Source organism: Algibacter amylolyticus, assembly GCF_014202225.1.
GTDB classification, from domain to species: domain Bacteria; phylum Bacteroidota; class Bacteroidia; order Flavobacteriales; family Flavobacteriaceae; genus Algibacter_B; species Algibacter_B amylolyticus.
Map to the genome: position 1 here is coordinate 884,108 of NZ_JACHGE010000001.1, position 24,763 is coordinate 908,870.

The following is a 24,763-nucleotide window of genomic DNA, read 5'->3' on the forward strand; positions in this document are numbered from 1 at the left end:
AAAAAGATATAATGGAAAGCGCGACCCTTGTGGTAACGCCCAAATTACTTTGATAACTCGGTAAAATATTTGTAAAACAAAGGTATGGTTTCTATGCCTTTTAGGTAGTTCCAGACTCCAAAATGTTCGTTTGGCGAATGGATGGCGTCGCTGTCTAGACCAAAGCCCATTAAAATGGTTTTACTTTTTAACTCTTGCTCGAAAAGGGCAACAATGGGTATGCTGCCTCCGCTACGTTGTGGTATTGGGGTTTTTCCGAAGGTGTCTTGGTAGGCTTTACTTGCAGCTTTGTAGCCTACACTATCGATTGGTGTTACGTAGCCTTGGCCGCCGTGGTGCGGAGTTACTTTTACGGTTACGCCTGGTGGGGCGATATTTTCGAAATGGGTTTTAAATAATTTTGTTATGTTTTGCCAGTCTTGGTTTGGGACTAAACGCATAGAAATTTTGGCGTAGGCTTTACTTGCAATAACGGTTTTGGCGCCTTCGCCGGTGTAACCACCCCAAATACCGTTAACGTCTAGTGTTGGGCGTATAGAATTGCGCTCGTTGGTGGTGTATCCGGCTTCGCCGTAAACCGCGTTAATATCTAAAGCTTTTTTATAAGTATCTAAATTGAATGGTGCTTTAGCCATTTCTGCACGTTCTTGTTGTGATAATTCTTCAACGTTATCGTAAAATCCAGGAATGCTTATATGATTGTTTTCGTCGTGAAGCGATGCAATCATTTTGGTTAAAATATTTATTGGATTTGCTACTGCGCCGCCATAAAGACCCGAGTGCAAATCGCGATTAGGACCTGTAACTTCTACCTCGACATAGCTTAAGCCACGTAATCCGGTGGTTATGGATGGTACATCGTTAGCAATCATTCCGGTGTCGGAAATTAAAATAACGTCGTTTTTAAGTTTTTCGGTGTTGTTTTTTACAAAGGTTGCTAGGTTAGCGCTTCCTACTTCTTCTTCGCCCTCAATCATAAATTTAACGTTGCACGGCAGCTGGTTGGTAGCCGTCATGAATTCCATAGCTTTTACATGCATGTACATTTGCCCTTTGTCATCGCAGGCACCACGAGCAAAAATAGCGCCATCGGGATGTTTATCTGTTTTTTTAATTACGGGCTCGAAAGGTGGCGAGTCCCATAAATTTATAGGATCTGGTGGTTGCACATCATAATGGCCGTAAACTAAAATAGTGGGTAGGTTTTTATCAATTATTTTTTGGGCATATACAATAGGGTAGCCCTCTGTTTTGGAAATTTCGACAGTATCGCAGCCTACTTTTTCTAGGCTATCCTTAATAGCATCGGCCGTTTTTAAAACATCTTTTTTATAAGCTTTATCTGCACTTATTGATGGAATTTTTAATAGATCGATTAATTCTGTTAAGAATCTTTCTTGGTGTTCTGCTATGTAAGATTTGATTTGATTCATTGAAAATTTTATGTGGATATAATCAAAAGTATAAAAAAGAAAGTTTTTTGGCCCTATAAAGTTTGCAATTTAAAAATGTTGTTTATATTTGCAATCCTTTTGCGGGCGTGGTGGAATTGGTAGACACGCTAGACTTAGGATCTAGTGCAGCAATGTGTGGGAGTTCGAGTCTCCCCGCCCGCACAAAAGTCGAAGATTTATCTTCGACTTTTTTCGTTTATACTAGTTGATGGTTTTCTTAAAACGGGAGGTTTTTGGGGTGCAAGTTTTATTTTAGGTTAATGTAGAGTGTAGCTAGTTCTCCAACTCCGCATATTGTACATTTACTAAGTTGCATTACTCTTTTTTCTTAGAAAGTACGCTATCATATTTTAACTTCCATTCTGGATATTTTTCTAATACTTTGCTTGGTTGATTGGTGTACCATCCGTAACCATTTCTGCGTTCTTCTCCAATTTCTGCTAAAGTGGCTTTTTTTATACCGTCTCTATCGCAGAAAAAGGGCGTGTTATTTTCTAAATCCATAAAACGTGCCCAAAGTGGTGGTGCCTTTTCATCTTGTATTATGGTCCTGCTAATCGTTTTGCCTGCTTCGTTATAAATGCGTTCTTGTTTAATGCCTTTTAGTTTTACTTTTTCAAACCAAATACAGGCGCTGTTAATAGAATTTATAATGTCTGTTGAAGGGTTTTCAATGTCCATTAGCAATAAAACAATTCCGGCCGATTCTTGACCACTTAGCGAAGGGAGTTCGTAGGCCCTTGCTTTTGTGGGTAGCATGGTGTTCTCGTCGTGTTGCGCACACCAACTTGTTAATACACCATGTTGTTTGTATTGGGTTTTAATAATACAGTCTATACCTTTTTTAAAGGCAATTTTAGACTTATTAATTATGTTCTTAGATGGTTTTATTGAAAAATAATCTGTGGTGTCTTTAATTTCTTTTAGAACATTTAAAATGTTTACCATAGAATCGTCATTATAAGTAATATGCGTATAGTATCCTTTTCTTAAGGGATAATATTGGGGCCAACCACCATTGTCGTATTGGGCTTCTAAAATGTAATTTAAACCCGCAAGAAATGCTTTTTTATATCTTTCGTCTGGCACTTGGCGGTAGATTTTTGATAAAAATAACATCTCTTGGTAAGTCGCGCCATTATCGGTTGTACATCCTTTAGTACTATTTTTAAGATTTATTAATGCCTTTTTCTCTTCAATGGAAAGTGGTTTTTGCATTTGGATGTTTTTTTGCCATCCTCCGATATTACGTTGGTAAAGCAACACGTTTTCTGCTATGTCTTTGGCTTCTTGGTTAGCGAACCATGAGCCTTCATCCATATTGGTTATTTTTCTCCAAGATTTTTCGTGTACTTGAGCTTTAACAGTTAGGGTTACAGCACAGACAAGAAATAGTGTTAGTATGTTTTTTTTAAAATAATTCATGTTAACTTGTTTTTTAATAATTGGTCATGTGTTATCGATTGCATAAATATATAGGTTTATGGATAATTTAGGCAAAAGCTTTAATAATTTATCAATAGTAGTAACGTTTAATTAGGTGGTTTTATTCTCTAGATCACTTCCTCTAAAGACGTATAACTGGTTTTATACCATTTAAATAAACTTCTAACATCGGGTATCCATCTGGTCCAATTATGTTTCTATCACTAGGGTCTTTAGGGTTTAGGCCGTTTTTAATTTCCCATTTGTCTGGCATACCATCTTTATCGGTATCAGTAGGCGCAGACGTGCTTTTTAGTTCTGGCCAGCCGCCAACGTCATTTGGTGTATCAATTATTCCGGAGTTTTTGGTTGGATCTGGTACATCCTTTTTTTGTTTATAGGTAGTACCTTCAAAAGTAGCAACACCTTTACGCACATCGTTTACAATACGGGTATCTACTGCATCCCTTTTAGGTAATGTTGCTCCCGCATTATTTAATACTAATTTATATGCTTCTTGTGCCGTGTGTTGCTTTATGGCCATGGCAGGCCAAGGTTTACCGCTTTTTAATATCTCAATGTCTGAGTTACCACCTTGAGGTTGTACACCACCATCCCAATTATTGGCAGAAACTACTGGGTTGCGTTCCATAAAATTTTCTGCTACATACCAAGTCCCGTAATCGGTGGTAACATCGCGTCGCGATGGGCTTACAATTCTGTACTGCACGTTCCCTAGTGCAGTTGCAGGTCCTGGCTTATAATAATTAGCAACCATATTAATATTGCTAAATGAAAATTCGGGATTTACTGTACCATCATTATTTTTTTGTTGGTTTTCGCCGCCATAAGCACTTTGGTAGCCCCAATTGTAAATCACGTTGTTTCTATAATCGGTATTTCCAGAACCTGATGCAAAACGTACGTTTCTGCTTGAATGATGTGCCAGTAAATTGTGATGGTACGTGCTGTAGTTAGAGCCCCAAATACCACCAAATCCATGAATACCTTTAATGTGATTAGAGTTAAATAAGCTCTCTGAAATGATACACCATTGTACAGTTACGTTTTTGCAGTGGTATATAGACATGGTTTCATCTACACTCCAACTAGCGGAAACGTGATCTAGAATTAAATTGTTTACAAACCGACTTGAAATGGCGTCGGAATCAGAGCCAGACTCATTTCCAAACCGCACCTTTATGTACCTAATAATGACGTGGTCTGCTTCGATAATTAAAGGCCATTTTCTAATACAAATACCATCACCCGGTGCAGTTTGGCCAGCGATAGTGATAAAAGGGTGCTTAATTCTTAAAGGGCTTTCTAATGTTATAGTGCCAGAAACTTTAAAAACTACTGTTCTGGGTTCCGGAGCTTCAATAGCTGCTCTTAAACTTCCTTCGCCACCATCATTTAAATTGGTAACCTCATAGACCTCACCACCACGACCGCCTTTGGCATATTTACCATAACCTTCGGCGGTTGGAAATGCCAATTGTGAAACATTGGAAATAGCGTTATTGGAGGTTGTATTTACCGGTTTATTAATTTGCTTGCTCGAAGCGCATCCTATTATTATGGACAACACCATAGTAAAAATTGTTTTTCTCATTGGTTTATATTGTTTAGTTTCTATTTGGATATTCATCCTTTAATTGGTACGCTAATAGTAGGTTCGCATGTAAATGAGGCTATGTATTTTAATTAGAAAGTATAAGCTAGTAGGTTCTATTAAGCTTCAATACCATAAATGAATCTATTGGTACAAATTTTATTTAATCTTGTTATATGTTTAATTTTCAGATTTAATAATATATAAGGAGGTTTAATTACATGTGCTATGGAATTTGCCAGCGCAGAAATAAAAAGGATCCCTTTATTACAGGATTTTTAAGGTTAAATATTTAAGTTAGTTTTTATTGAGTATTAGGGTTTTTAAAGATGATTTTTTTTTTTATAAATAGCTGGGGAAATAGAACTACCTTTTTTATAGTTTATGGATTATCTGTATTGTATACTTGCTCACAAAAAATGCTTGCAGCTATTTTAGCCATCTCAGTATGAGATTGATTTTAATACTCCATAAACGGCGCTGCTTTAATATCTAGCTTTTTGGTATGCCGTAAATAGTAGTTTTTTATCCATTAATAATAGAGTAGTATGTAATGCTTTAATAACTAAGATTTAGTAATGGTATCGATTACATTATCTATTATTAAGAGTATAAATATAATCCTAAAAAAGACAAATTGGCTAGAATTAAACCTTTTATTAACATAATATTAAGGAATTTAGTCTTTTTTTTGTTTTTTACGAGATAATTTATTAGTTTCGTGTAATCGATTACATTTTTAAATGTTTTGTTAAAGGGTGTTTTTTTTAATAATATGGTTATAATTGTTTAGTTTTTATGAGATATTTAGAAATTTCTACTCAGATTTTGAATCGGCTGGCGAGCTTTAAAATACTTTGCCTTCTTGGTGTGTTTGTTTTTTGTTTTGGGTGTAAAGGTCATATAGGTAATAATACTGCTGTTACTATCAAAAAAAAATGGACTTGGGAAACCATACAACAAATTGTTGATGGTTTTGAGGTGTCTAAATTTCAAGATAATTCTTTGAATTACGATGCAATTTCCAATAATCCTGATGCATTTAAAAAAGCTATTCAAAATTGTTTTGTAAGTGGCAGAGGAAGAGTTGATGTGTCATCCGGAAAGTTATATACGGGTCTAATAAATTTAAAAAGTAAAGTAAATTTTCATATTTTCTTTGGAAAATGTTTCGAAAATTCAATTTGTTAATGCTAAAATTAATGGATTGCTGGTAGAGAGTATAAATAACTAAAACTAATAAATAATAACTAATCTGAATTAAAAACTTAAATTATGAACATTAAACTTTTATTTAGGAAATCAATAAAATTGTGTTGCACAGTTTTTCTTTTTCTGGGCGTGCTCATGGGTAATAAAATGTATGCACAAGATAAAACAATTCCAATAAGTGGAACTATTACAGATCAATCTGGGCAGCCCATACCGGGAGTTAATATTTTGGAACAGGGTACTACAAATGGAACAGTAACAGATTTTGACGGTAAGTATGCCTTTAAAGTTGCAAGTAAAAATTCTGTGTTAGTAATTAGCTATGTTGGATTTGAAACTCAAATAATTAATGTAGAAGGAAAAAGCGTTATTGATATATCGCTTAGTGATGATTTAGCAGCGCTAGATGAGGTTGTGGTGGTAGGATATGGTTCTGTTAAGAAAAAAGATTTAACGGGAGCTGTAAATACTATAAGCGCTTCCGATGTTACAGATAGAAATGTTACTAGTCCGCTAGAAGCCATTCAAGGTAATGTGCCAGGTGTTCAAATATCATCTTCAACAGGTCGTATTGGCGATGGTTTCGATATTACTATTAGGGGATCTAATTCTCTTCTTAGTAATACAGGACCTTTGTACGTTGTAGATGGGGTGCCTACCGATGATATTTCGTTTTTAAATCCGCAAGATATCTCAAGAATGGATATTTTAAAAGATGCATCTTCGGCAGCTATTTATGGTTCTAGAGGAGCAAGCGGTGTTGTAATTATTACTACAAAAAGTGGTTCTACAGCAAAATCTGGAATGAATGTGTCTTACGATACTTCGTACGGTACAAAAGAAGTTGCCAGATTACCTAAAATGATGAGTGGCGACAAATGGTGGTATTACCATGAATCTGCATATTTAGCAACAACTAATGGAGGTAATAATGATACCACAACGCCAGAAATGTTGCAAGCATCTGTTATTGGTACTGCTAATGCTGTTTTAGCACAAAGAGTAGCAGAAAATAACACGTTTGATTGGTATGATGCTGTGTTGGAAAGTGGCCAACAAACAAATAATTATTTAAATATTTCTGGTAGAGCAGATAACGGATTAGGCTATAACCTAGGCTTAGGTTTGCAAACCGAAACGGGTAATATACCAAACGAGTCCATTGATAAATATACACTTAAGGCGGGGTTAAATCATAAATTTAATGAGAAGTTTGCAACAGGGGTAAATGTTACTATTGCTAGAACAGACGAAGAGTTAGGTAGTGATGTGGCCATGCGTGAGGCATTTAGGCTAAATCCATTCTTATCTCCTTGGGCAGTAGACGATAACGGAGACGAAATTATTGGTGAGTATTTTGAGCAACCAGGTAAATTAACAACGCCAAGCGATCCTAATAGTTTTGTAATTAATAAAACAAGTACATACAATCCGCTTTTAGAAATAGCAAATAGTTCCGATCAAATTAAAAAATGGAGAACATTAGCAAATGTGTTTTTTGAATATAAACCTTTAGAATGGTTAACTTTAAAAACAACCTACTCTGGTAATTACAATAATAATAGAAGAGGTAAGTATTGGGGTATTTTAACAAATACTGGTATTAGTAATCAAAACTTAGCGTCTTCAGAAATTGCTAATAGCCAAAACTTTAACTACACTTGGGATAATCAGTTTAATATAAATTATACCGTAAAAGAAGATCATGTTTTTAACTTTTTAGGCTTGCAAAGTATATTTTCTAACGAAACAGAAAGTTCATTCTTAAGTTCATTAAGACAGCCTTTTGAAACTGGTTTTCATAACGTAGGTTCGGGAGATTCAGGTACTTATAACTTAGGGTCTAATTACATTAAAAAGACGTTAAATTCTTATGCAGTGCGTTTAAATTATGCCTTTAAAGATAAATATTTATTAACGGTATCTAATAGGTGGGATGGTTCTTCCGTGTTATCCGAAGGTAATAAATGGGAGTCCTTTCCTTCTGTAAGTGCGGCTTGGAAAATTAATGAGGAAAGTTTCTTAAGCGATAGCAACACCATATCTAGTTTAAAATTAAGAGCAAGTTTAGGATATACAGGAAATGATAGTGTAGATGCTTACTCTACCTTAAACGGCTTAAACCAACAAAGGTATTACGATTTTAACGGTACTAATGCAAATGGTTGGTTAGCCGCAACTTTGGCTAATAGCGAATTAACTTGGGAAAAAACAAGAGAATTAAACTTTGGTTTAGATTTTGGATTGTTAAACAATAGAATTACCGGAAGTTTAGATGTGTATGATAGATTGTCTGAAGACTTAATCTATCAACAAACACTACCATACGAATCGGGTTGGGAATCGACCTTTGCAAACGTAGGCTCTGTTAGTAATAAAGGTGTTGAGGTTTTATTAAGCACTAAAAATATTAAAACCGATAACATATCTTGGGAAACCACTTTTACTTTTACTAAAAACACCAATAAATTAGAGTCTATTTATGGGCAAAGTGAAGTGAGCGATATAGGTAATAATTTACATTTAGGCGAGTCTTTAAACTCCTATTATAACTATGTGTTTGATGGTATATGGCAACCAGAGGAAGAAGCCGAAGCAGCTTCATATGGTCAAACGCCAGGGCAAGCAAAAGTTAAAGATTTAAATGGCGATGGTGAAATAAATGCTAATGACGATAGACGCATTATTGGTAACTCAGATCCAAGTTGGTCTGGAGCCATTACTTCAAACTTAAGAGTTGGTAATTTCGATTTTGCTATTTCTGCATTTACAAATCAAGGCGTACTAGCGTTTAGTGAATTTCATCAAAACTTCACAGATGTAAGAGATAGAGGGCGTCAAAAATTAGATATTGCAGATTGGTATATACCAGAAAATGGAGCAGGTGTTCCGGCGCAGTATTCAAATTCGTATCCTCAGCCACGTAACGGAGGTACATATTGGAGAAATGATAAGGTTGGTTATTATAGAGATGCTTCATTTATTAAAATTAAAAATATCACATTGGGTTATACTCTAGGAGATAACATTATCGATAAACTAAAAATGAAGAGGTGTAGAATATATGCCAATGTATTAAACCCATTTGTAATATCAGATTATGATGGTTATGATCCAGAATGGGCTGCAGCAGGTTATAATATTGCTCGTGTAAGTTCTATTACGTACCAACTAGGTTTAAGTTTAACTTTTTAAAGAAAAGCAAAATGAAAAAAATAATAATTATAGCAATTCTAGCAATAGCGTTTAGTTCTTGCTCAGGTTTTATAGAAGAAGAAAACCTCTCTAATGTAACTGCAGAGACATTTTACAATACAGAAGAAGGTTTTAATGCCCTGGTAAATGCAAATTACAATCAGTTACGTGAAATTTATGGAGACGATGCCTATGTTTTTTGTGGTGGTACAGATTTATACTCAGATGGTAGAGAGTCGGGACCAGAAGGTTTAATGCAGTATTCCCAATTAAATTCTTCTTCAGAAGGTGTAGATCAATTATATAGAAGTTGTTATAAAGCCATTCAAACAGCAAATACAGCTTTATATTATGCAAATATAACAGGGCAGACTTCTAATTTAGATCAGTTAATAGGCGAGGTTAAATATTTAAGAGCTAATGCTTATTTCTTATTGGTGCAAACCTACGGAGGTGTTGGTATTGTTACAGATTATATTACCAGTCCTCAGTTAGAATTTGAAAGAAACGAAGCTTCTGAAGTGTACGAGGTAATTATTCAAGATTTACAAGACGCGTTAACAACCGTATCAGATGGAGCATTTACAGGCCGAGTTAATAAAAGAGCGGTACAGCATTTATTTGCAAAAGTGTATTTAACAAGAGCTTATGAGGGTTATGGAGATTCAACCGATTTCGATACAGCAGCAGCCTATGCAGAGGATGCTATTGCAGGACAAGCATTAACAATTCCTTTTGCAGAATTATGGTTTCCTGGTAACGAGCTAAATGCCGAAACCATATTTTCTGTACAATTTGATGCCGCTTCTGTTAGTACAAATCCAACCGAATTAGGCCATAAGCAAGCCAATTGGTTTGGTCCTTATTTAGGAGGTTCCGAGGTTGCTGGTAGTGCAGGTTATAGAACGTATACTTTATTGCCAACAGATTTTGCTTTAGAATTGTTTACTGAAGAAGACGAAAGGTATGATGCTACATTCATGACAGAAGCATTATGGAGGTATTATGCGGATTTTGATGGAAACAATCCTACAGGAGATGTAAGGCATTTTTATGTGCCACAATGGATGACGCAGGCAGAAGTAGATGCATATGCATTATTACATCCAGAAGCAGAAATTCACGATTACGGAACTTATGGAGCTGCAGTTGTAAGTTTAGATTACCAAACTATACCAGCTAAAAAGTTTGATGATCCTACTGCGCCTTACGAAAATGATGGTCGTGTAAGCACTAGAGATATTGTTTTGTCTCGACTTGCGGAAACATATTTAATAGCAGCCGAAGCGTATTTAAATACAAACCCAGGGTTAGGTTTGCAACGATTAAATGCAGTTAGAGAAAGAGCAGGATTATCTACACCATTAACAACTTATAATATTGATGATGTATTAGATGAAAGAGGTAGAGAGTTATTTGGAGAGTATCATAGATGGTTCGATTTAAAACGTACCGGAAAATTAGTAGAAAGAGCCGTAGCGCATAATTACCTTATTGAAACAGGTAATTTTTCAGGAGCAAACGGAGAACTTAAAATTTTAAGACCAATTCCGCAATCTGCTCTAGATTTAAATCAGAATAGAGATTTTCCACAAAATCCGGCTTACCAGTAATGGCTTAATAATACTTATTAAAAAAGAAGTTTTTTCATTTATAGTTTGAGTTAGTTATATCTAGTAGTTGATTTAATTTCTTAAGTAAGCCTGATTTTTATTAATCGGGCTTATTTTTTAAACATAATATGCATTTAAAAACACTAACATATTTAATTTGTTTTTGCTTTTTTAGTAAGGCGATGTTCGCAATTCAAAATGTTAAAAAGGATACCTCTTTTACTTTAAATAGCGCCTACAATAAATACAAAAAGCAATTTCCTCTAATTAAAAAAGTAGGTTTTACTTGCTTTAGTAATGTAACAGAAAAACATGGAGTAGCTTATAAAACTATTAATGATAGTAAACTTTATTTAGATGCATTTATTCATAAAAATAAAACTAATCCGGCAGTTGTATTGGTACATGGCGGAGGCTGGAAGTCTGGAGATAAAATAAACATGCATGCCTTGGCTAAACATATTGCAAGTAAAGGGTATTCGTGTTTTGCAATAAACTATAGATTAGCCGACGAGGCTAAATACCCACAAGGTGTTTTTGATGTTAAACATGCTATTCGATTTATAAAAAGTAATGCGAAGCAGTTTCATGTAGATCGCTTTAAGGTAGCAATTTTAGGCGCTTCTTCTGGAGCACAAATAGCAACATTAGTTGGTGCTACAAATAACAATAATAAATTTGAAGAGCACTCAGCTAATAAAATATCATCAAGCGTTCATGCTATTATAAATTTAGATGGTGTTTTGGCATTTCATCATCCGGAATCAAAAGAAGGGAAAATGGCTAGTTATTGGTTAGGCGGAACTTATAATGACATTCCAGAAATTTGGGAAGAAGCTTCGGCATTAAGCCATATAAGCCAAAATACTCCTCCCATTTTATTTGTTGGTAGTCAATATAAACGATTTCATGCCGGAAGGGAAGATGTGATTCGTGTTTTAAATCAATACAATATTTATAATCAGGTTGAAATTATTTCAGATAGTCCACATACTTTTTGGTTATTTCATCCTTGGTTTGATAAAACAGTGACACACATCATAACATTTTTAAACAATACATTCAAAAATTAATAACAATGAAAACACTAAAATTAATAGTAGCATTATTTTGTGCAACTTCTATTGTAGCCTGTAAAACAGATAAAAAAGTAGTAGTCGAAGAAGATATAGTAATAGAGCAACAAGTGGTGTCTTCAACAAAAACATATGCAGAACTTTCTATCTCAGAAGGAGAAAGAGGACAGAAAGAATATACCATCGAAAATTGTGTAAACACGTTTAGTAAAGAAGAAGCAATTCCAACTAAAGTGGGTTATCAATATTGGTTTGCCGATAAAAATTTTTTAGATGGTCGCACTTTAAAAATGAGTGCTGTAGCACCAGGAAAAGCAACGCATCCTCCACACAAACACCTAGAAGACGAATTCTTTTTTGTGTTAGAGGGCACTGCAAAATTTCACCTTAACGGAAAAGAAGTTATTGTAGCAGCTAATACCAGTTTGTATTGTCCGTCGTACAGCATGCATGGTATTAGTAATGCAGGAGATACAGAATTAAAATACTTAGTAATTAAAAAATACGAAACAAAATAAATATTAATATGAAAAAAACAGCACTAGCAATACTTATGGTTACTTGCCTTTTTACAAGTTGTAAAGACCAAAAGAAAGAGGTTGTAAATGAAAATACGAAAACAGAAATAAAAATTTCGGACACCTTAAAATGGTCAGAGCGCATGGCATTATCTATAATGAAACGTTTTCCAAAAGCCAGCGATGTCGATAACCATGAAACCTTAAACTGGAATTATAAACATGGTTTATTGGCTTTGTCTTTCGAGAAATTATACCTAGAAACAGGAAACGAAAAATATTTTGAATATGAAAAAGGCTATGCAGACGATTTAATTGATAGCACAGGAACCATTTTAAATTACGATATCGAAAAGTATAACATCGATAATATTAATGCAGGAAAAACTCTTTTTTTCTTATATGAAAAAACTAAAGACGAAAAATATCTAACAGCTATTAAAACGCTTAGAAAACAATTAGAAAACCATCCAAGAACCAAATCTGGAGGCTTATGGCATAAAAAAATATATCCATACCAAATGTGGTTAGATGGTTTGTATATGGGGCAGCCTTTTTATGCAAGGTATATTGCAGAGTTTGAAGATGGTAAAAATTTTGACGATGTAGCGCATCAATTCGAGGTATGTTACAAGCAAACCTTAGATAAAAAAACAGGATTGTTATTGCACGCCTGGGACGAAAGCAAGCAAATGCAATGGGCAGATAAAACTACTGGTAAATCTCCAAACTTTTGGTCGCGTTCTTTAGGTTGGTACGTTATGGCGTTGGTAGATGTGCTAGATTATTTTCCAAGAGATCATTCTAAAAGAGGCATGTTAATTCAACAGTTAAACGATTTGTCTACCGCTTTAATGAAGGTGCAAGATGCATCTGGTATTTGGTATCAAGTGCCTAATTTTCCAGAGCGAGAAGGTAATTATTTAGAATCTTCAGGAACCGCTATGTTTGCTTATGCCTTTGCTAAAGGAGTTAAAAAAGGTTATTTGCCTTCAGATTTTAATGATGTCGCTAATAAGGCTTTCGATGGTTTAGTAAAAGAATTAGTAAAAGTAGACCAAGATGGCAAAGTGCATTTAACTCAAACCTGTAAAGGTGCTGGTTTAGGCGGAAATCCGTACAGAGACGCATCGTATGAATATTATGTAAGTGAAGCAAAAAAAGTAAACAACTTGCATGGTACTGGGCCATTTATTCTTGCTGCGTTAGAGTTAAGTAGATAATAAATAGCAATAATGCGTCTTTCAGAAAATAGTTGATTCGTGTTATTTTGGTATTAGTTGGTAGGTGCTGCATGCCTCATGCATAGATTTTTATATAAACCTTAGTAAAACGTTTTTTTTTTTTCTTCTATAAGTTAATTATAGAATAGATTGACGTTTTTACTAAGGTTTTGTTTATTGTTATCCCATTACACCAAGTAACCTGCTAATTCTTTGTCAGCTTCATTATTATAAATGATTTTATGAGTAAAGTCTTTTTACAAATAGCTTTGATGCATCTTGGTAAGCATCCTATTTATATATGTTAAGAACTAGTTATGCTAAGTTTTTGTAACTAATTTAGATTTAAAGTTTTAGAAACCTATTTTGTGTAATCCATTGCATGAGTGGTGGTTTTACTTTGAGCTCTGGTTCTTTGTTTTTTTGTAAATAATAGAAAGTGTGTGACTTATGAGTTTTGAAATAGTTAAAAAATTTGGTTTTATGTAAATTTTTTATATATTCGCGTAATCGATTACATTTTAAAAGTGTTGTTAATACATTTAATAGCAACACGCTTTATAAGAGTTTCGATGGATTTTATTAATTAATTCAATTCTTATTACGAATTAATTAGCGCAATCAAAAAGATTACAAACTAAACCAATATTAACTGCTAAACGAACTATTTATGACGAAACATTCATTATTCAATTATCTTTTTTTATTCCATAGGGAGAGAAAGAAAATAAATCTTTACGATAAAAATAAAGCCTTTGTTGCTTTACTTATAGGTGCGTTTTTGCTTTTTGCAAATAATTTACAAGCGCAAAATCAAACAATTACAGGGTTGGTAACAGATGGGAGCGAATTAGGAGGTCCACTTCCCGGTGTTACAGTTCTTGTAAAAGGTACTTCTAATGGAACTTCTACCGATTTTGATGGAGAATTTACACTTAACAATGTGGCTTCAAGTGCTACAATTGTATTTTCTTATATTGGTTACAAATCGCAAGAGGTTATTGTAAATAACCAAACGTCTATAAATATTACTTTAGAGCCTGACGTAAGTCAATTGGATGAAATCGTAATTGTAGATTACGGTTATGGTAAGGTTAAAAAATCTGACATGACAGGTTCGTCTGCTAGTATAAGTAGTAGAGAGCTTTCAACCATGCCAATTTCAAGTGCTGCCGAAGCGCTTTCTGGTAGATTGCCGGGTGTAAATGTAACCTCGTCTGATGGTGAACCAGGTGCAGAAATTCGAATTCGAATTAGAGGAGGTACTTCGCTATCTCAAGACAATAGTCCGCTTTTTGTAGTCGATGGTTTTATTGTTGGTGGAATTGATAATATACCGGTTAACGATATTGCTAGTATTGATGTTTTAAAAGATGCCGCAGCTACAGCTGTTTATGGTGCTCAAGCATCAAATGGTGTTATAGTTGTAACGACTAAAAATCCTGTGGCTGGTAAAACAACCATTTCATATAATAACTTTTTTCAATTCAATGAGTTACCTCAAGACAGGAAATATAAAGTACTAGATCCCTATGAGTTTGTTTTGGCAAATTACGAGTATCAGGCTTTACGAGGTGAAACTGCAGTAGAAGGTTTTGAGAAGTTCTTTGGGAAATATGAAGATTTAGAACTTTATAAAAATAGAAAAGCTACAGATTGGCAAGATGAACTATTTGGAGGTTCCAGACTTTCACAATATCATAACCTTTCTATAGGTGGTGGAACAGAACTAACAAAAATGAACTTAAGCATTTCTCATAATGCTGACGAAGGATTGCTTACTGGTTCTGGTTATGAAAGAACGGCTATTAACTTCAAAATAAACCAAAAAATTTCCGATCGTCTTTCATTTAACGCTCAAGCGAGAATTACAAACACCATTAAAGATGGTGCAGGGACATCAAGCGGGCAATTAGATATTAAAGATGCTGTGCAAACAAGACCGGTAAATGGTATTGCTGATGAATTGGATATTGATTTAACCCAAGTGAACTCCGATGACGATTTTCAACAGTTTCTATTAAGTTTAGTTAATCCTAACGAATTGGTCAAACAAGATTGGAGAAAAAGAACGGATAATGATTATGTTTTTAATGCTGCGTTAACCTGGGCTGTTACAGATGATATAACGGCAAAGACATCCTTTTCTCGTTCAAAAGGGTTTCAAGAAGATTTAAGGTTTTATGGACCATTAACTAGCGAGTCGTTTAATAATGGTGGAAGTTTACCACTTGGTCAACGCACAAATAGGGAAGACCATAGCTACCGTTGGATTAATACCATAAACTATAAAAAAGATTGGGGAGAATCTAAATTAGATGTGTTAGTTGGTCATGAGGTTTCTTCTAGCGGAGGTAAATCTAATTTTCTAAGAGCTGAAAATTTTAGATTATCAGTTACTCCAGAAGAGTTATTTGCTAACATGCAATTTGGAGATGTCGATAGAATATCTGCAGGAGAATTTACCGATTCTAATAGAAAATCTTTTTTTGGAAGATTTGATTTCCAACTACAAGACAAGTATATTTTTACCCTAACTGCTCGTGCCGACCAATCTAGTAAATTTGCTAAAGAAAACGCTTTAGGTATTTTTCCCGCACTAGCATTTGCTTGGAAATTAAAGGAAGAAGAGTTTTTGAAAGATGTCGATTTTATCAATCAACTTAAATTAAGAGTAAGTTATGGTGAAACGGGTAACGACAGAATAGGTTCGGGTTTAACACAATTCCTTTTTGAAGGCACAACAGAAAGAGGGCCAGGTTTTGGCAATGTGTTTAACGTTTTTTATGAACCTTCAAGTAGTACCTTATATAACCCAAACTTAATTTGGGAAACCACTGTAACTAGTAACTACGGTTTAGACTTTACCTTATTTAAAAAACGATTAAATGGTAGTTTTGACTATTATAAAAACGAAACTCACGATTTACTGTACACACAAGCTATTCCGCAAAATACAGGCTTCAATGATCAATATGCAAACATAGGAAGCACCGCAAACGAAGGGTTGGAACTTGGTCTTTCAGGATACATAGTAGATACTAAAGATTTTACATTGTCGGCTAACTTTAACATTGGTCATAATGTGCTTACCATAGAAAAATTAGATGGTACACAATCAAGATTTGCACAATCTAATTGGGCTAGTACCGACTTAAGAAATAGAAATGATTACATTCTAGAACTTGGCGGTAAATTAGGAAACATGTACGGCTTTGTTACAGATGGTTTTTATACTGTTGATGATTTTGAAAGTTATGACGTAGCTACCGGAACTTACATCTTAAAAGACGGTATTGCAGATGCTTCAGGTACTGTTGGTAATACCTTAAGACCTGGTACTTTAAAACTAAGAGATTTAAACAACGACGGTATCATTTCAGATGATGATGACCGAAAAATTATTGGTAATGCTTTGCCAGATTTTCAAGGTGGTTTTGGTTTTAACGTAAAGTATAAAAACTTTGATTTTGCCACGTTTTTTAACTATCAAGTAGGTAACGATGTGTATAACACAGGTAAAATACAGTTCAACCAATTCAGAAGAGTGTCTAATGGTAACTTGTTAAATACTATGAGTTTAGATAATAGATTTACATATCTAGATATTGATGGTTCTTATACAGGGACACCAGGAGGTATTGTTACCGATTTAGAGCAATTAAGAGAATTAAATCAAGGAAAAAACATTTGGTCTCATGCCAGTCATGGCGCAGCAGCTGCTGTTATTCACGATTGGGCTATTGAAGATGGTTCTTTTCTAAGGTTAAACAACGTAACTTTAGGTTATAGCTTACCTGAAAAATTAATCTCTAAAATTGGATTAAATAAATTTAGAGTATTTGCAACGGGAAGAAACTTAGCCATTTGGACTAAGTATTCAGGATTCGACCCAGAGGTTAACTCAAGCAGGAACCCGTTTACACCTGGTCTAGACAAGTCTTCTTTTCCAAGATCACGTTCTTATACATTTGGTATTAATGCAACATTTTAATTATGAAAAAGAAATTTATTAATATGAAAATCAAATATTTATTAGCTGTTGTAACAGTTATGTTAATAGCTTCGTGCGATAAGGATTTTTTAGAGCCTGAATCTATTTCAACATTCGATCTTGACTATATTTATTCAAATGTAGATGATGCTAGAAGTGGTGTAAATGCCATTTATAGATCTTTTAACGAAGATGCTTTTAGATCTAGGCTATCAAATAATATGGCTGGTTGTACCGATATTGAAATAGGCTACCATAACGATGAATTTGACAATGGTAGACGTGAAATTTGGAATTTAAATGCTCAAAGTTCTAATAACGACTTGAACATTGTTTGGATACACGCTTATAGAGCCATAAGAGATGCAAATATTGCTATTGAAGGTATTACCAATAGTGGTAATTTAGAAGCTTCAGATGTTGTAGTAAGAAATACTTTTAACCAATTGCTAGGAGAGGCTTACACTATAAGAGCATATTGGTACAGCATGCTTACCTTTTATTTTGGCGATGTACCTTACACTACAGAGGCTCCTGTTGCTGGTGCTAATTTCTTTTTCCCAAAAACAAATAGAAATGTAATTCTAGCTAGTGAAATTCAAGCCTTAATCGATGTGGAAACAAACATGAAGTGGGCAGATGAATTGTCTAATGGTGTAGAGCAAGTAAACCGGGAATATACTTTGGGTATGATTGCTCGTTTAGCCTTACAACGTGGTGGTTATTATTTAACACCAAATCTAAGCATGGTGCGTGATGCTGATTATTTAGATTACTATGAAATAGCTAAAGAATACAGCGAGAAATTAATTGATTTAAAGGACAGAGAATTACCTTCAGATTATAAACAAATATTTTTAAATCAAAACATCTTTTTATCGCCTTTAAATCAAGAAATTTTATTCGAAGTACCATTTGCTGTAGGCGGTGGAGATGTAGGTTGGAATATTGGAATTAAAGTGGACGGTGGTAATGATGCAAAGCACGAATACGGGTCTAGTAACAATTTTATGGCAATGCCTGCAACATATTACATGTCGTTTAATAGCAAAGATAAACGTAGGGATGTGACCTGCGGTCTATTTACCGTTACGGTGGAAGATACCTTGGCGCATGTTGGTGTCGATAATATTTCTCAAGGTAAGTGGAACAGACGCTTATTGCCAACGCCTCCAGGTAGACAGTCTGCCAAAGGTACGGGTATAAACTGGCCTATGATGCGATATGCCGATGTGCTATTAATGTTTGCTGAAGCAGAAAACGAATTAAATGGTCCTACAATAGAAGCGCAAAATGCGTTTAAAAGAGTGCGTCAACGCGCCTTTGATCCTGCCGATTGGAGCACAGAAGTAGATAATTATTTAGCTCAAGTATCGAGCTCTAAACAATCCTTTTTCGATGCCATTGTAGATGAGCGAGCTTGGGAGTTTGGTGGAGAAATGATTCGTAAATACGAATTGATTCGTTGGAATCTTTATTCTGAAAAAGCAAAAGAAACAGTCGAAGGCTTAAAAAAATTAGCCGACGAAGCTTTTGCAGGAACGGGAACTGGTCCAGATTACATGTACTGGAAAACAGATGAAAATGGAGAGTTTGTAGTATTAAATCCAGATACAAAATTATTAGCTGCACCAGATGATTCTTGGATAAGGGAACCGTTTCTAATTGGGTTACACGACGATACAACAACCTATTCGGAGTTTATTATAAACGATTATAATAATTATTATAATGGTCCAAAAGCTGGTGTTGCTAGGTACATTTTTCCTATTCCAGTTACTGCCATCGACAATAGTCAAGGGACATTAAGTAACGATGGCTATCAATTTTAAACAACTTATATACTTATACATATGAAAAATAAAAGTAATATTTTCAATATAAAAACGGTACTGTTTTTATGTTTGATCATTACCGTGTTTAATGCTTGCAGTAAAGATGATAATGAAACTTTTGAGAAAACACGTTTGTTTAGTCCTGTTCTTAATGCTGGATTATTAGCAGAAGGTAATTCCATTATTGTTAATATGGGGAAACTAAAAGGTGCAGTTGGTTATACAATAGAGGTAAGTAGAGATACATTTCAAACTATTGAATATACCGTTCCTGCTGATACTAATTATGTTAAACTTAATGAAAACAACCTAGGTGAAGAGTTGTTTTGGAATTCACTTTACCAAGTGAGAGCAACGGCTCATGATGCAGATCCTCAATACGACAGTAAAGTTTCAGATTTGGGAGGTGTAAGAACAGAAAGATTTCCTTCTATACTTAACGTACCAAAAACTTTCGATGTTACAGATATTGCAGCTAGAGTAAGCTGGACACCATTAGGAGATGCTATTACAGGAATGAAGGCTTTTGCTCCAGATGATTTAAGGTTAGAAACACCATTATTCCCTGAAACACCTGTTACAGAAGAAGAGTTTTTAGCAGGCGAAGCCATTTTTAACGGGTTAAGCCCCGAAACAGAGTATCAAATTGCCATTTATAGTGGAACAGAACTTAGAGGATGGGTTAACTATACGACTAAAATAGCAGATATAGATCCTACAAGCCCTGGAGTTATAGATATTAGAGATAATGAAAATCCAGATGCGGTTTCAGATGCTGTTGCAGCTGCACCAAATGGCGCAATAGTTTTAGTAAAAAGAGGCGTAACTTATAATTTCCCAAGCGATAGATTGGATAAGTCTATAACCATTAGAGCAGCTTATGGTTTTGGAGAACAAAAAGCTAAAATAGTTACATCCGGTAGTTGGGATATCGAGGCAGGCTCTACAATTGACCATATTCGATTTATCGATATGGAAGTTAGGGGTGAAGATTTTGGAGGCGATTATGTATTTAACACAAACAGAAGTGATGTTTATGTAGGAGAAATTCTGTTTGATAATTGCACCATGGGAACATTTAGAGGTCTTGTTAGAATTCGCGGAACCGTAGAAGTTGATAATTATAAAATTATGAACACTGTAGTAGATAGTATTGGAGGATACGGTTTATTCACAACAGATACAAACCCGAGCGATCCGCCAACAGCACGTGTAAATAATATAGTGTTTTCTGGCAGTACGTTTAATAAAATAGATACAGGAATTCAGTCAAGAAACAATTCACAATCCATTATTATCGAAGACTGTACGTTTGCTAACTTTATTAAAAATGGAGCAAGAATGTTTAGATACCGTGGAGGCGATGGTAACGATAATGTTATTAATGGTATTAAAATTACCAATTCAATTTTTGGTCATTCATGGGATCAAGCAGAATCGGGTACTTATGGCATGCAAGGTATTGCTCAAGGCTTAGCTAACACCAATTTCGAGTTACTTAATAATTACAGTACTACCAATTTCTCTTTTAGTGAAGGCACAGAGATTCCAGGTTTTCCAATTGGGAATTATACATCAACTCAAGAGGATTTATGGGTCGATACAGATAATAATGATTTTAACTTTAAAGATATAGGCTTTTTTGGCAAATTCAGTGCCGGAGCTCCTATGTGGCGTACTAAGTTGTAATTTAAACTAGTAAAATACAAAGTGGATATCTAATGGAGTTTATACTTTAAGGTATCCACTTTTAATTTAAACGAATAAAAAAAATGAAACTATATATTAACACATTCGTAATACTTTTTCTTTTTGCTGTTTCATGTAGTGAAAGTGCTCCAGGAGATGATAAAACAGAAGAAGAAGTTGAGGTTGTAGACCCTACTGAAGAAGAAGAGGAGCAAGAAGAGGAAGAAGAAAAACCTGTACAAGTAGATGAAGAAGCCTTTGCTTTTCCAGGAGCCGAAGGTTTTGGCATGCACACAACAGGTGGTCGTGGCGGTAAAGTACTATTTGTTACTACACTAGAGGATTATGGTCCTGGTAGTTTAAGAGAGGCTATTAATACAACAGGCGCAAGGTATATAATTTTCAAAGTATCTGGAACCATACGTCTGCTTTCCGAATTAAAAATAAAAAACGGAGATCTTACAATTGCTGGTCAAACAGCACCTGGCGATGGTATTTGCTTAAGAAATTATCCCGTTACAATAGATGCCGATAATATAATTATAAGATTTTTAAGATTCAGAATGGGTGATGAGGCAAAACAAGAAGGCGATGCTTTTGGCGGCCGTTTTCATAAAAATATAATAATAGATCATTGCTCCATGAGCTGGTCTACAGACGAAACAGTTTCCATTTATAATAATGAAAACACAACGCTTCAATGGTGTTACATAACAGAAAGCTTACGTAATTCTGTTCACGACAAAGGAGCTCACGGATATGGTGGTATTTGGGGTGGTAAAAATGCATCATTTCACCATAATCTTTTAGCGCATCATGATAGTAGAAACCCGCGTTTGGGAGAATCAGCAGGATCGTCGTTCGCACTTACAGATTTAACCGATGTTAGAAATAATGTTATTTACAATTGGAGAGGTAATAGCGCTTATGGCGGAGAAGCTATGAATGTAAATATTGTAAATTGTTATTACAAACCAGGACCTGCAACTACAAAGAAAACTAGGATAATGGCTATTGATAAAAACAAAAATGAAGGCACCGATGTTTATGATATTTGGGGTAAGTTTTATATTGATGGAAATTATGTAGAAGGTAGTACGCAAACCACAGAAGATAATTGGACATATGGCGTTTATAATCAATATCATGGTAGCTATGGTACGGTTTCAGAAGAAGATAAAGCTGCCATGCGTATGGCAGAACCACATAATATTAACAACAATGTTAATACGCACACAGCAGAAGTAGCGTATAATAAAGTACTTGCCTACGGAGGTGCGTCATATAAGCGCGATGCTGTTGATTTAAGAATTACTAATGAGGTAAAAAACACAACCTACACGTTCGATGGTTCTAATGGTAGTTCTAATGGAATTATAGATACTCAAGCCGATGTTGGTGGATGGCCAGAATTAAAATCAGAAACTGCTCCGGTAGATACTTCTGGTGATGGTATGCCAGATGCTTGGAAAGAAAGCAAAAACTTAAAAGCAGCAGATAATAATTCTAATGGACATGATTTAAGTACAGGTTACGAAAATATTGAAGTATATATTAATAGTTTGGTGGCATCCATTACCGAGGGGCAAAAATAAATTAAGATAATGATAAAAAAAGCATCTTTCTTAATCACGATTATTCTATTTGTCTGCCAATCAAGTTATGCGCAAAGTTTAGCATTTCCTACAGCCGAAGGCTTTGGTAAATATGCTACCGGTGGTCGCGGTGGTATTATTTATACAGTCACTAATTTAAATGATGATGGCGAAGGAAGTTTTAGAAAAGGCATATTAAAAAGTGGACCTCGAACAATTGTTTTTAATGTTTCTGGAACAATCGAGCTTCAAAAAAGTTTAGAAATTAATAAAGGAGATGTAACCATATTAGGGCAAACGGCTCCTGGTAAAGGTATTACCATTAAAGGATATCCTGTTTTTATAAAGGGAGATAACGTAATACTGCGTTATTTAAGGTTTAGAATGGGCGATACAAACAAAGTTGAAGGAGATGCCTTAGGCGCTAGAAACACTAATAATGTTATTATAGACCATTGTTCAATAAGTTGGGGAACCGATGAAAATGCTTCTTTTTATAACAATACAAACTTTACGCTTCAGTGGTGCATAATTTCAGAAGCATTAAATAACTCTGTACACAGCAAAGGCGCACATGGCTACGGAGGTATTTGGGGCGGTGTTAATGCATCGTTTCATCATAATTTAATTGTTAGTAATAATAGTAGAAACCCTCGGTTTAGCGGGTCTTCATCAACAAAAAATTCAGAAAACGAATTTGTCGATTTTAGAAATAATGTGATTTATAATTGGGGTACTAATAGTATTTATGGTGGAGAAAAAGGCACATATAATATCGTAAATAATTATTTTAAATCTGGGCCTGCTACAAAAGCATCAAGTGCTGGTAGAATAGTAAACCCGTATGCGCCGTATGGCAAGTTTTATATTCATGGAAATTTTGTGAACGGTTATAATAATATTACCAAAACCAATTGGGATGGTGGTGTAAAATGCGATAATCCGTTAGATACAAAGTTAAACGCCGAAATTAATATATTCAACAATATTGAAACTCAAAACGCTAACGAAGCTTACTTAAAAGTTCTTAAAGAAGCAGGAGTTAGCCATCAAAGAGATGCTGTAGATGTCAGGATTATAAACAACACAAAAGCGGGTACTGCCAATTATAAAAATGGGATTATAGATTCTCAAGATAACGTTGGGGGATGGCCACTTTTAAAAGTAGAAGAAGGACCGTTAGATTCAGATAAAGATGGAATGCCAAATGTTTGGGAGCTAGAAAACAATTTAAACCCTAATGTTAATGATTCAAATTTAAATACATTAGATAAAAAATACACAAACATTGAAGTTTACAGCCATTCGTTAAGTAATAATACTGCCGGTAACAAAAAAGTGATTAATGGTGAAAGTTACCATTTTATAGTTGATTCTAATGGAACTGGCGATTTTACAACGGTTCAAGAAGCTATAAATGCAGTACCGGATTTCAGAAAAAAGGAAACCAAAATTTTTATTAAAAACGGTGTTTATAAAGAAAAATTAGTACTTGCGGCTTCAAAAACAAATGTCACTTTTGTTGGAGAAGATAAAAGCAAAACCATATTAACCTTCAATGATTTTGCAAAAAAGCTAAATACATTTGGAGAAGAAATGGGTACTACAGGTTCTACATCGTTCTTTGTTTTTGGAAATGATTTTAAAGCAAAACATATAACTTTCCAGAATAGTGCAGGTGAAGGCAGTCAAGCCGTTGCTGTAAGAGTTGATGGCGACAGAGTAATCTTTGAAAATTGCAAATTCTTGGGCAATCAAGATACGCTTTACCTTCATGGCGCTAAAAGCAGACAATATTTCAAAGATTGTTACATAGAAGGAACGGTCGATTTTATTTTCGGGTGGTCTACAGCATTTTTTGAAAACTGTGAGATTTACTGTAAGGAAAAGGGTTATATAACCGCTGCTTCCACTAATAAAGATACTAAATATGGTTTTGTTTTTAAAGATTGTAAACTATCAGGAAGCGCTTTAAAAAACACGTTTTATCTAGGGCGTCCGTGGCGCGACTACGCAAAAACCGTGTGGATAAATTGCTATATGGATAAGCACGTAAAACTAGAAGGTTGGCACAATTGGAATAAACAACATGCAGAACAAACTACATTCTATGCCGAATATAATTCGTTAGGACCAGGAGCTTCTAAAAATAGAGTAAAATGGGCCAAACAATTAACAAAAAAAGAAAGCAAAGCATTCACACTAGAAAACGTGTTGGCAGGCTCAGACGTGTGGATACCTAAATTTTAAACGAAAGCATAATTTGGGGTAGTTTATTTAATATTTTAAATAAATTATGCTAACAAATACAACTTTTGT

Annotated in this window: 14 protein-coding genes and 1 tRNA gene; 12 read left to right on the top strand and 3 right to left on the bottom strand. The window is 34.7% G+C overall.

Annotated features, from left to right (window positions below; translation table 11 throughout):
• Positions 1–44: 44 nt before the first annotated feature.
• A complete protein-coding gene (locus HNQ90_RS03835) occupies positions 45–1,433 on the bottom strand; it encodes a dipeptidase (RefSeq protein ID WP_144115308.1) in 1,389 nt (462 codons plus the stop codon).
• A 101-nt stretch (positions 1,434–1,534) separates the two neighbouring features.
• Between HNQ90_RS03835 and HNQ90_RS03840 the strand changes: the two genes are divergently transcribed.
• Positions 1,535–1,616, top strand: a tRNA-Leu gene (locus HNQ90_RS03840).
• A 153-nt stretch (positions 1,617–1,769) separates the two neighbouring features.
• Here HNQ90_RS03840 and pelA read toward each other — a convergent pair.
• Positions 1,770–2,879 carry a pectate lyase gene (gene pelA, locus HNQ90_RS03845; protein ID WP_144115310.1) on the bottom strand — a complete coding sequence of 370 codons (1,110 nt, stop codon included), beginning with the start codon at positions 2,877–2,879 and terminating at the stop codon, positions 1,770–1,772.
• A gap of 142 nt (positions 2,880–3,021) precedes the next feature.
• Positions 3,022–4,494 carry a pectate lyase family protein gene (locus HNQ90_RS03850; RefSeq protein WP_206669634.1) on the bottom strand — a complete coding sequence of 491 codons (1,473 nt, stop codon included), beginning with the start codon at positions 4,492–4,494 and terminating at the stop codon, positions 3,022–3,024.
• Between the two features lie 798 nt (positions 4,495–5,292).
• Here HNQ90_RS03850 and HNQ90_RS03855 point away from each other — a divergent pair.
• The 11 genes from HNQ90_RS03855 (at position 5,293) to HNQ90_RS03905 (ending at position 24,694) form a co-directional block, all read left to right on the top strand.
• Positions 5,293–5,685, top strand: coding sequence for a hypothetical protein (locus tag HNQ90_RS03855; RefSeq protein WP_144115312.1), 393 nt, complete (start codon positions 5,293–5,295; stop codon positions 5,683–5,685).
• A gap of 84 nt (positions 5,686–5,769) precedes the next feature.
• Positions 5,770–8,901 (top strand): SusC/RagA family TonB-linked outer membrane protein, encoded by a 3,132-nt coding sequence (locus HNQ90_RS03860; RefSeq protein WP_144115314.1) that lies wholly within the window; start codon positions 5,770–5,772, stop codon positions 8,899–8,901.
• Between the two features lie 11 nt (positions 8,902–8,912).
• Positions 8,913–10,514 (top strand): RagB/SusD family nutrient uptake outer membrane protein, encoded by a 1,602-nt coding sequence (locus HNQ90_RS03865; RefSeq protein ID WP_144115316.1) that lies wholly within the window; start codon positions 8,913–8,915, stop codon positions 10,512–10,514.
• A 182-nt stretch (positions 10,515–10,696) separates the two neighbouring features.
• On the top strand, positions 10,697–11,587 hold the full coding sequence (locus HNQ90_RS03870; protein WP_144115318.1) for an alpha/beta hydrolase: 891 nt from the start codon (positions 10,697–10,699) through the stop codon (positions 11,585–11,587).
• Positions 11,588–11,592: 5 nt separating this feature from the next.
• On the top strand, positions 11,593–12,108 hold the full coding sequence (locus HNQ90_RS03875) for a cupin domain-containing protein (RefSeq protein ID WP_144115319.1): 516 nt from the start codon (positions 11,593–11,595) through the stop codon (positions 12,106–12,108).
• Between the two features lie 8 nt (positions 12,109–12,116).
• Entirely contained in the window at positions 12,117–13,331 is a 1,215-nt protein-coding gene (locus HNQ90_RS03880; protein WP_144115321.1) for a glycoside hydrolase family 88/105 protein, read from the top strand.
• 670 nt (positions 13,332–14,001) lie between these two features.
• A complete protein-coding gene (locus HNQ90_RS03885) occupies positions 14,002–17,325 on the top strand; it encodes a SusC/RagA family TonB-linked outer membrane protein (protein WP_144115323.1) in 3,324 nt (1,107 codons plus the stop codon).
• Between the two features lie 2 nt (positions 17,326–17,327).
• Positions 17,328–19,157 (top strand): RagB/SusD family nutrient uptake outer membrane protein, encoded by a 1,830-nt coding sequence (locus HNQ90_RS03890; RefSeq protein WP_241678325.1) that lies wholly within the window; start codon positions 17,328–17,330, stop codon positions 19,155–19,157.
• Between the two features lie 21 nt (positions 19,158–19,178).
• Complete coding sequence (locus HNQ90_RS03895; RefSeq protein ID WP_144115325.1) at positions 19,179–20,849, top strand: DUF4957 domain-containing protein; 1,671 nt, start codon at positions 19,179–19,181, stop codon at positions 20,847–20,849.
• Between the two features lie 83 nt (positions 20,850–20,932).
• Complete coding sequence (locus HNQ90_RS03900) at positions 20,933–22,444, top strand: pectate lyase family protein (RefSeq protein ID WP_144115327.1); 1,512 nt, start codon at positions 20,933–20,935, stop codon at positions 22,442–22,444.
• Positions 22,445–22,453: 9 nt separating this feature from the next.
• Entirely contained in the window at positions 22,454–24,694 is a 2,241-nt protein-coding gene (locus HNQ90_RS03905) for a pectinesterase family protein (protein WP_144115328.1), read from the top strand.
• Positions 24,695–24,763: the final 69 nt, after the last annotated feature.

Coding starts and splice junctions, on each gene's coding strand:
- HNQ90_RS03835 (WP_144115308.1), bottom strand. CDS start 1,433: ATGAATCAAATCAAATCTTACATAGCAGAACACCAAGAAAGATTCTTA.
- pelA (WP_144115310.1), bottom strand. CDS start 2,879: ATGAATTATTTTAAAAAAAACATACTAACACTATTTCTTGTCTGTGCT.
- HNQ90_RS03850 (WP_206669634.1), bottom strand. CDS start 4,494: ATGAGAAAAACAATTTTTACTATGGTGTTGTCCATAATAATAGGATGC.
- HNQ90_RS03855 (WP_144115312.1), top strand. CDS start 5,293: ATGAGATATTTAGAAATTTCTACTCAGATTTTGAATCGGCTGGCGAGC.
- HNQ90_RS03860 (WP_144115314.1), top strand. CDS start 5,770: ATGAACATTAAACTTTTATTTAGGAAATCAATAAAATTGTGTTGCACA.
- HNQ90_RS03865 (WP_144115316.1), top strand. CDS start 8,913: ATGAAAAAAATAATAATTATAGCAATTCTAGCAATAGCGTTTAGTTCT.
- HNQ90_RS03870 (WP_144115318.1), top strand. CDS start 10,697: ATGTTCGCAATTCAAAATGTTAAAAAGGATACCTCTTTTACTTTAAAT.
- HNQ90_RS03875 (WP_144115319.1), top strand. CDS start 11,593: ATGAAAACACTAAAATTAATAGTAGCATTATTTTGTGCAACTTCTATT.
- HNQ90_RS03880 (WP_144115321.1), top strand. CDS start 12,117: ATGAAAAAAACAGCACTAGCAATACTTATGGTTACTTGCCTTTTTACA.
- HNQ90_RS03885 (WP_144115323.1), top strand. CDS start 14,002: ATGACGAAACATTCATTATTCAATTATCTTTTTTTATTCCATAGGGAG.
- HNQ90_RS03890 (WP_241678325.1), top strand. CDS start 17,328: ATGAAAAAGAAATTTATTAATATGAAAATCAAATATTTATTAGCTGTT.
- HNQ90_RS03895 (WP_144115325.1), top strand. CDS start 19,179: ATGAAAAATAAAAGTAATATTTTCAATATAAAAACGGTACTGTTTTTA.
- HNQ90_RS03900 (WP_144115327.1), top strand. CDS start 20,933: ATGAAACTATATATTAACACATTCGTAATACTTTTTCTTTTTGCTGTT.
- HNQ90_RS03905 (WP_144115328.1), top strand. CDS start 22,454: ATGATAAAAAAAGCATCTTTCTTAATCACGATTATTCTATTTGTCTGC.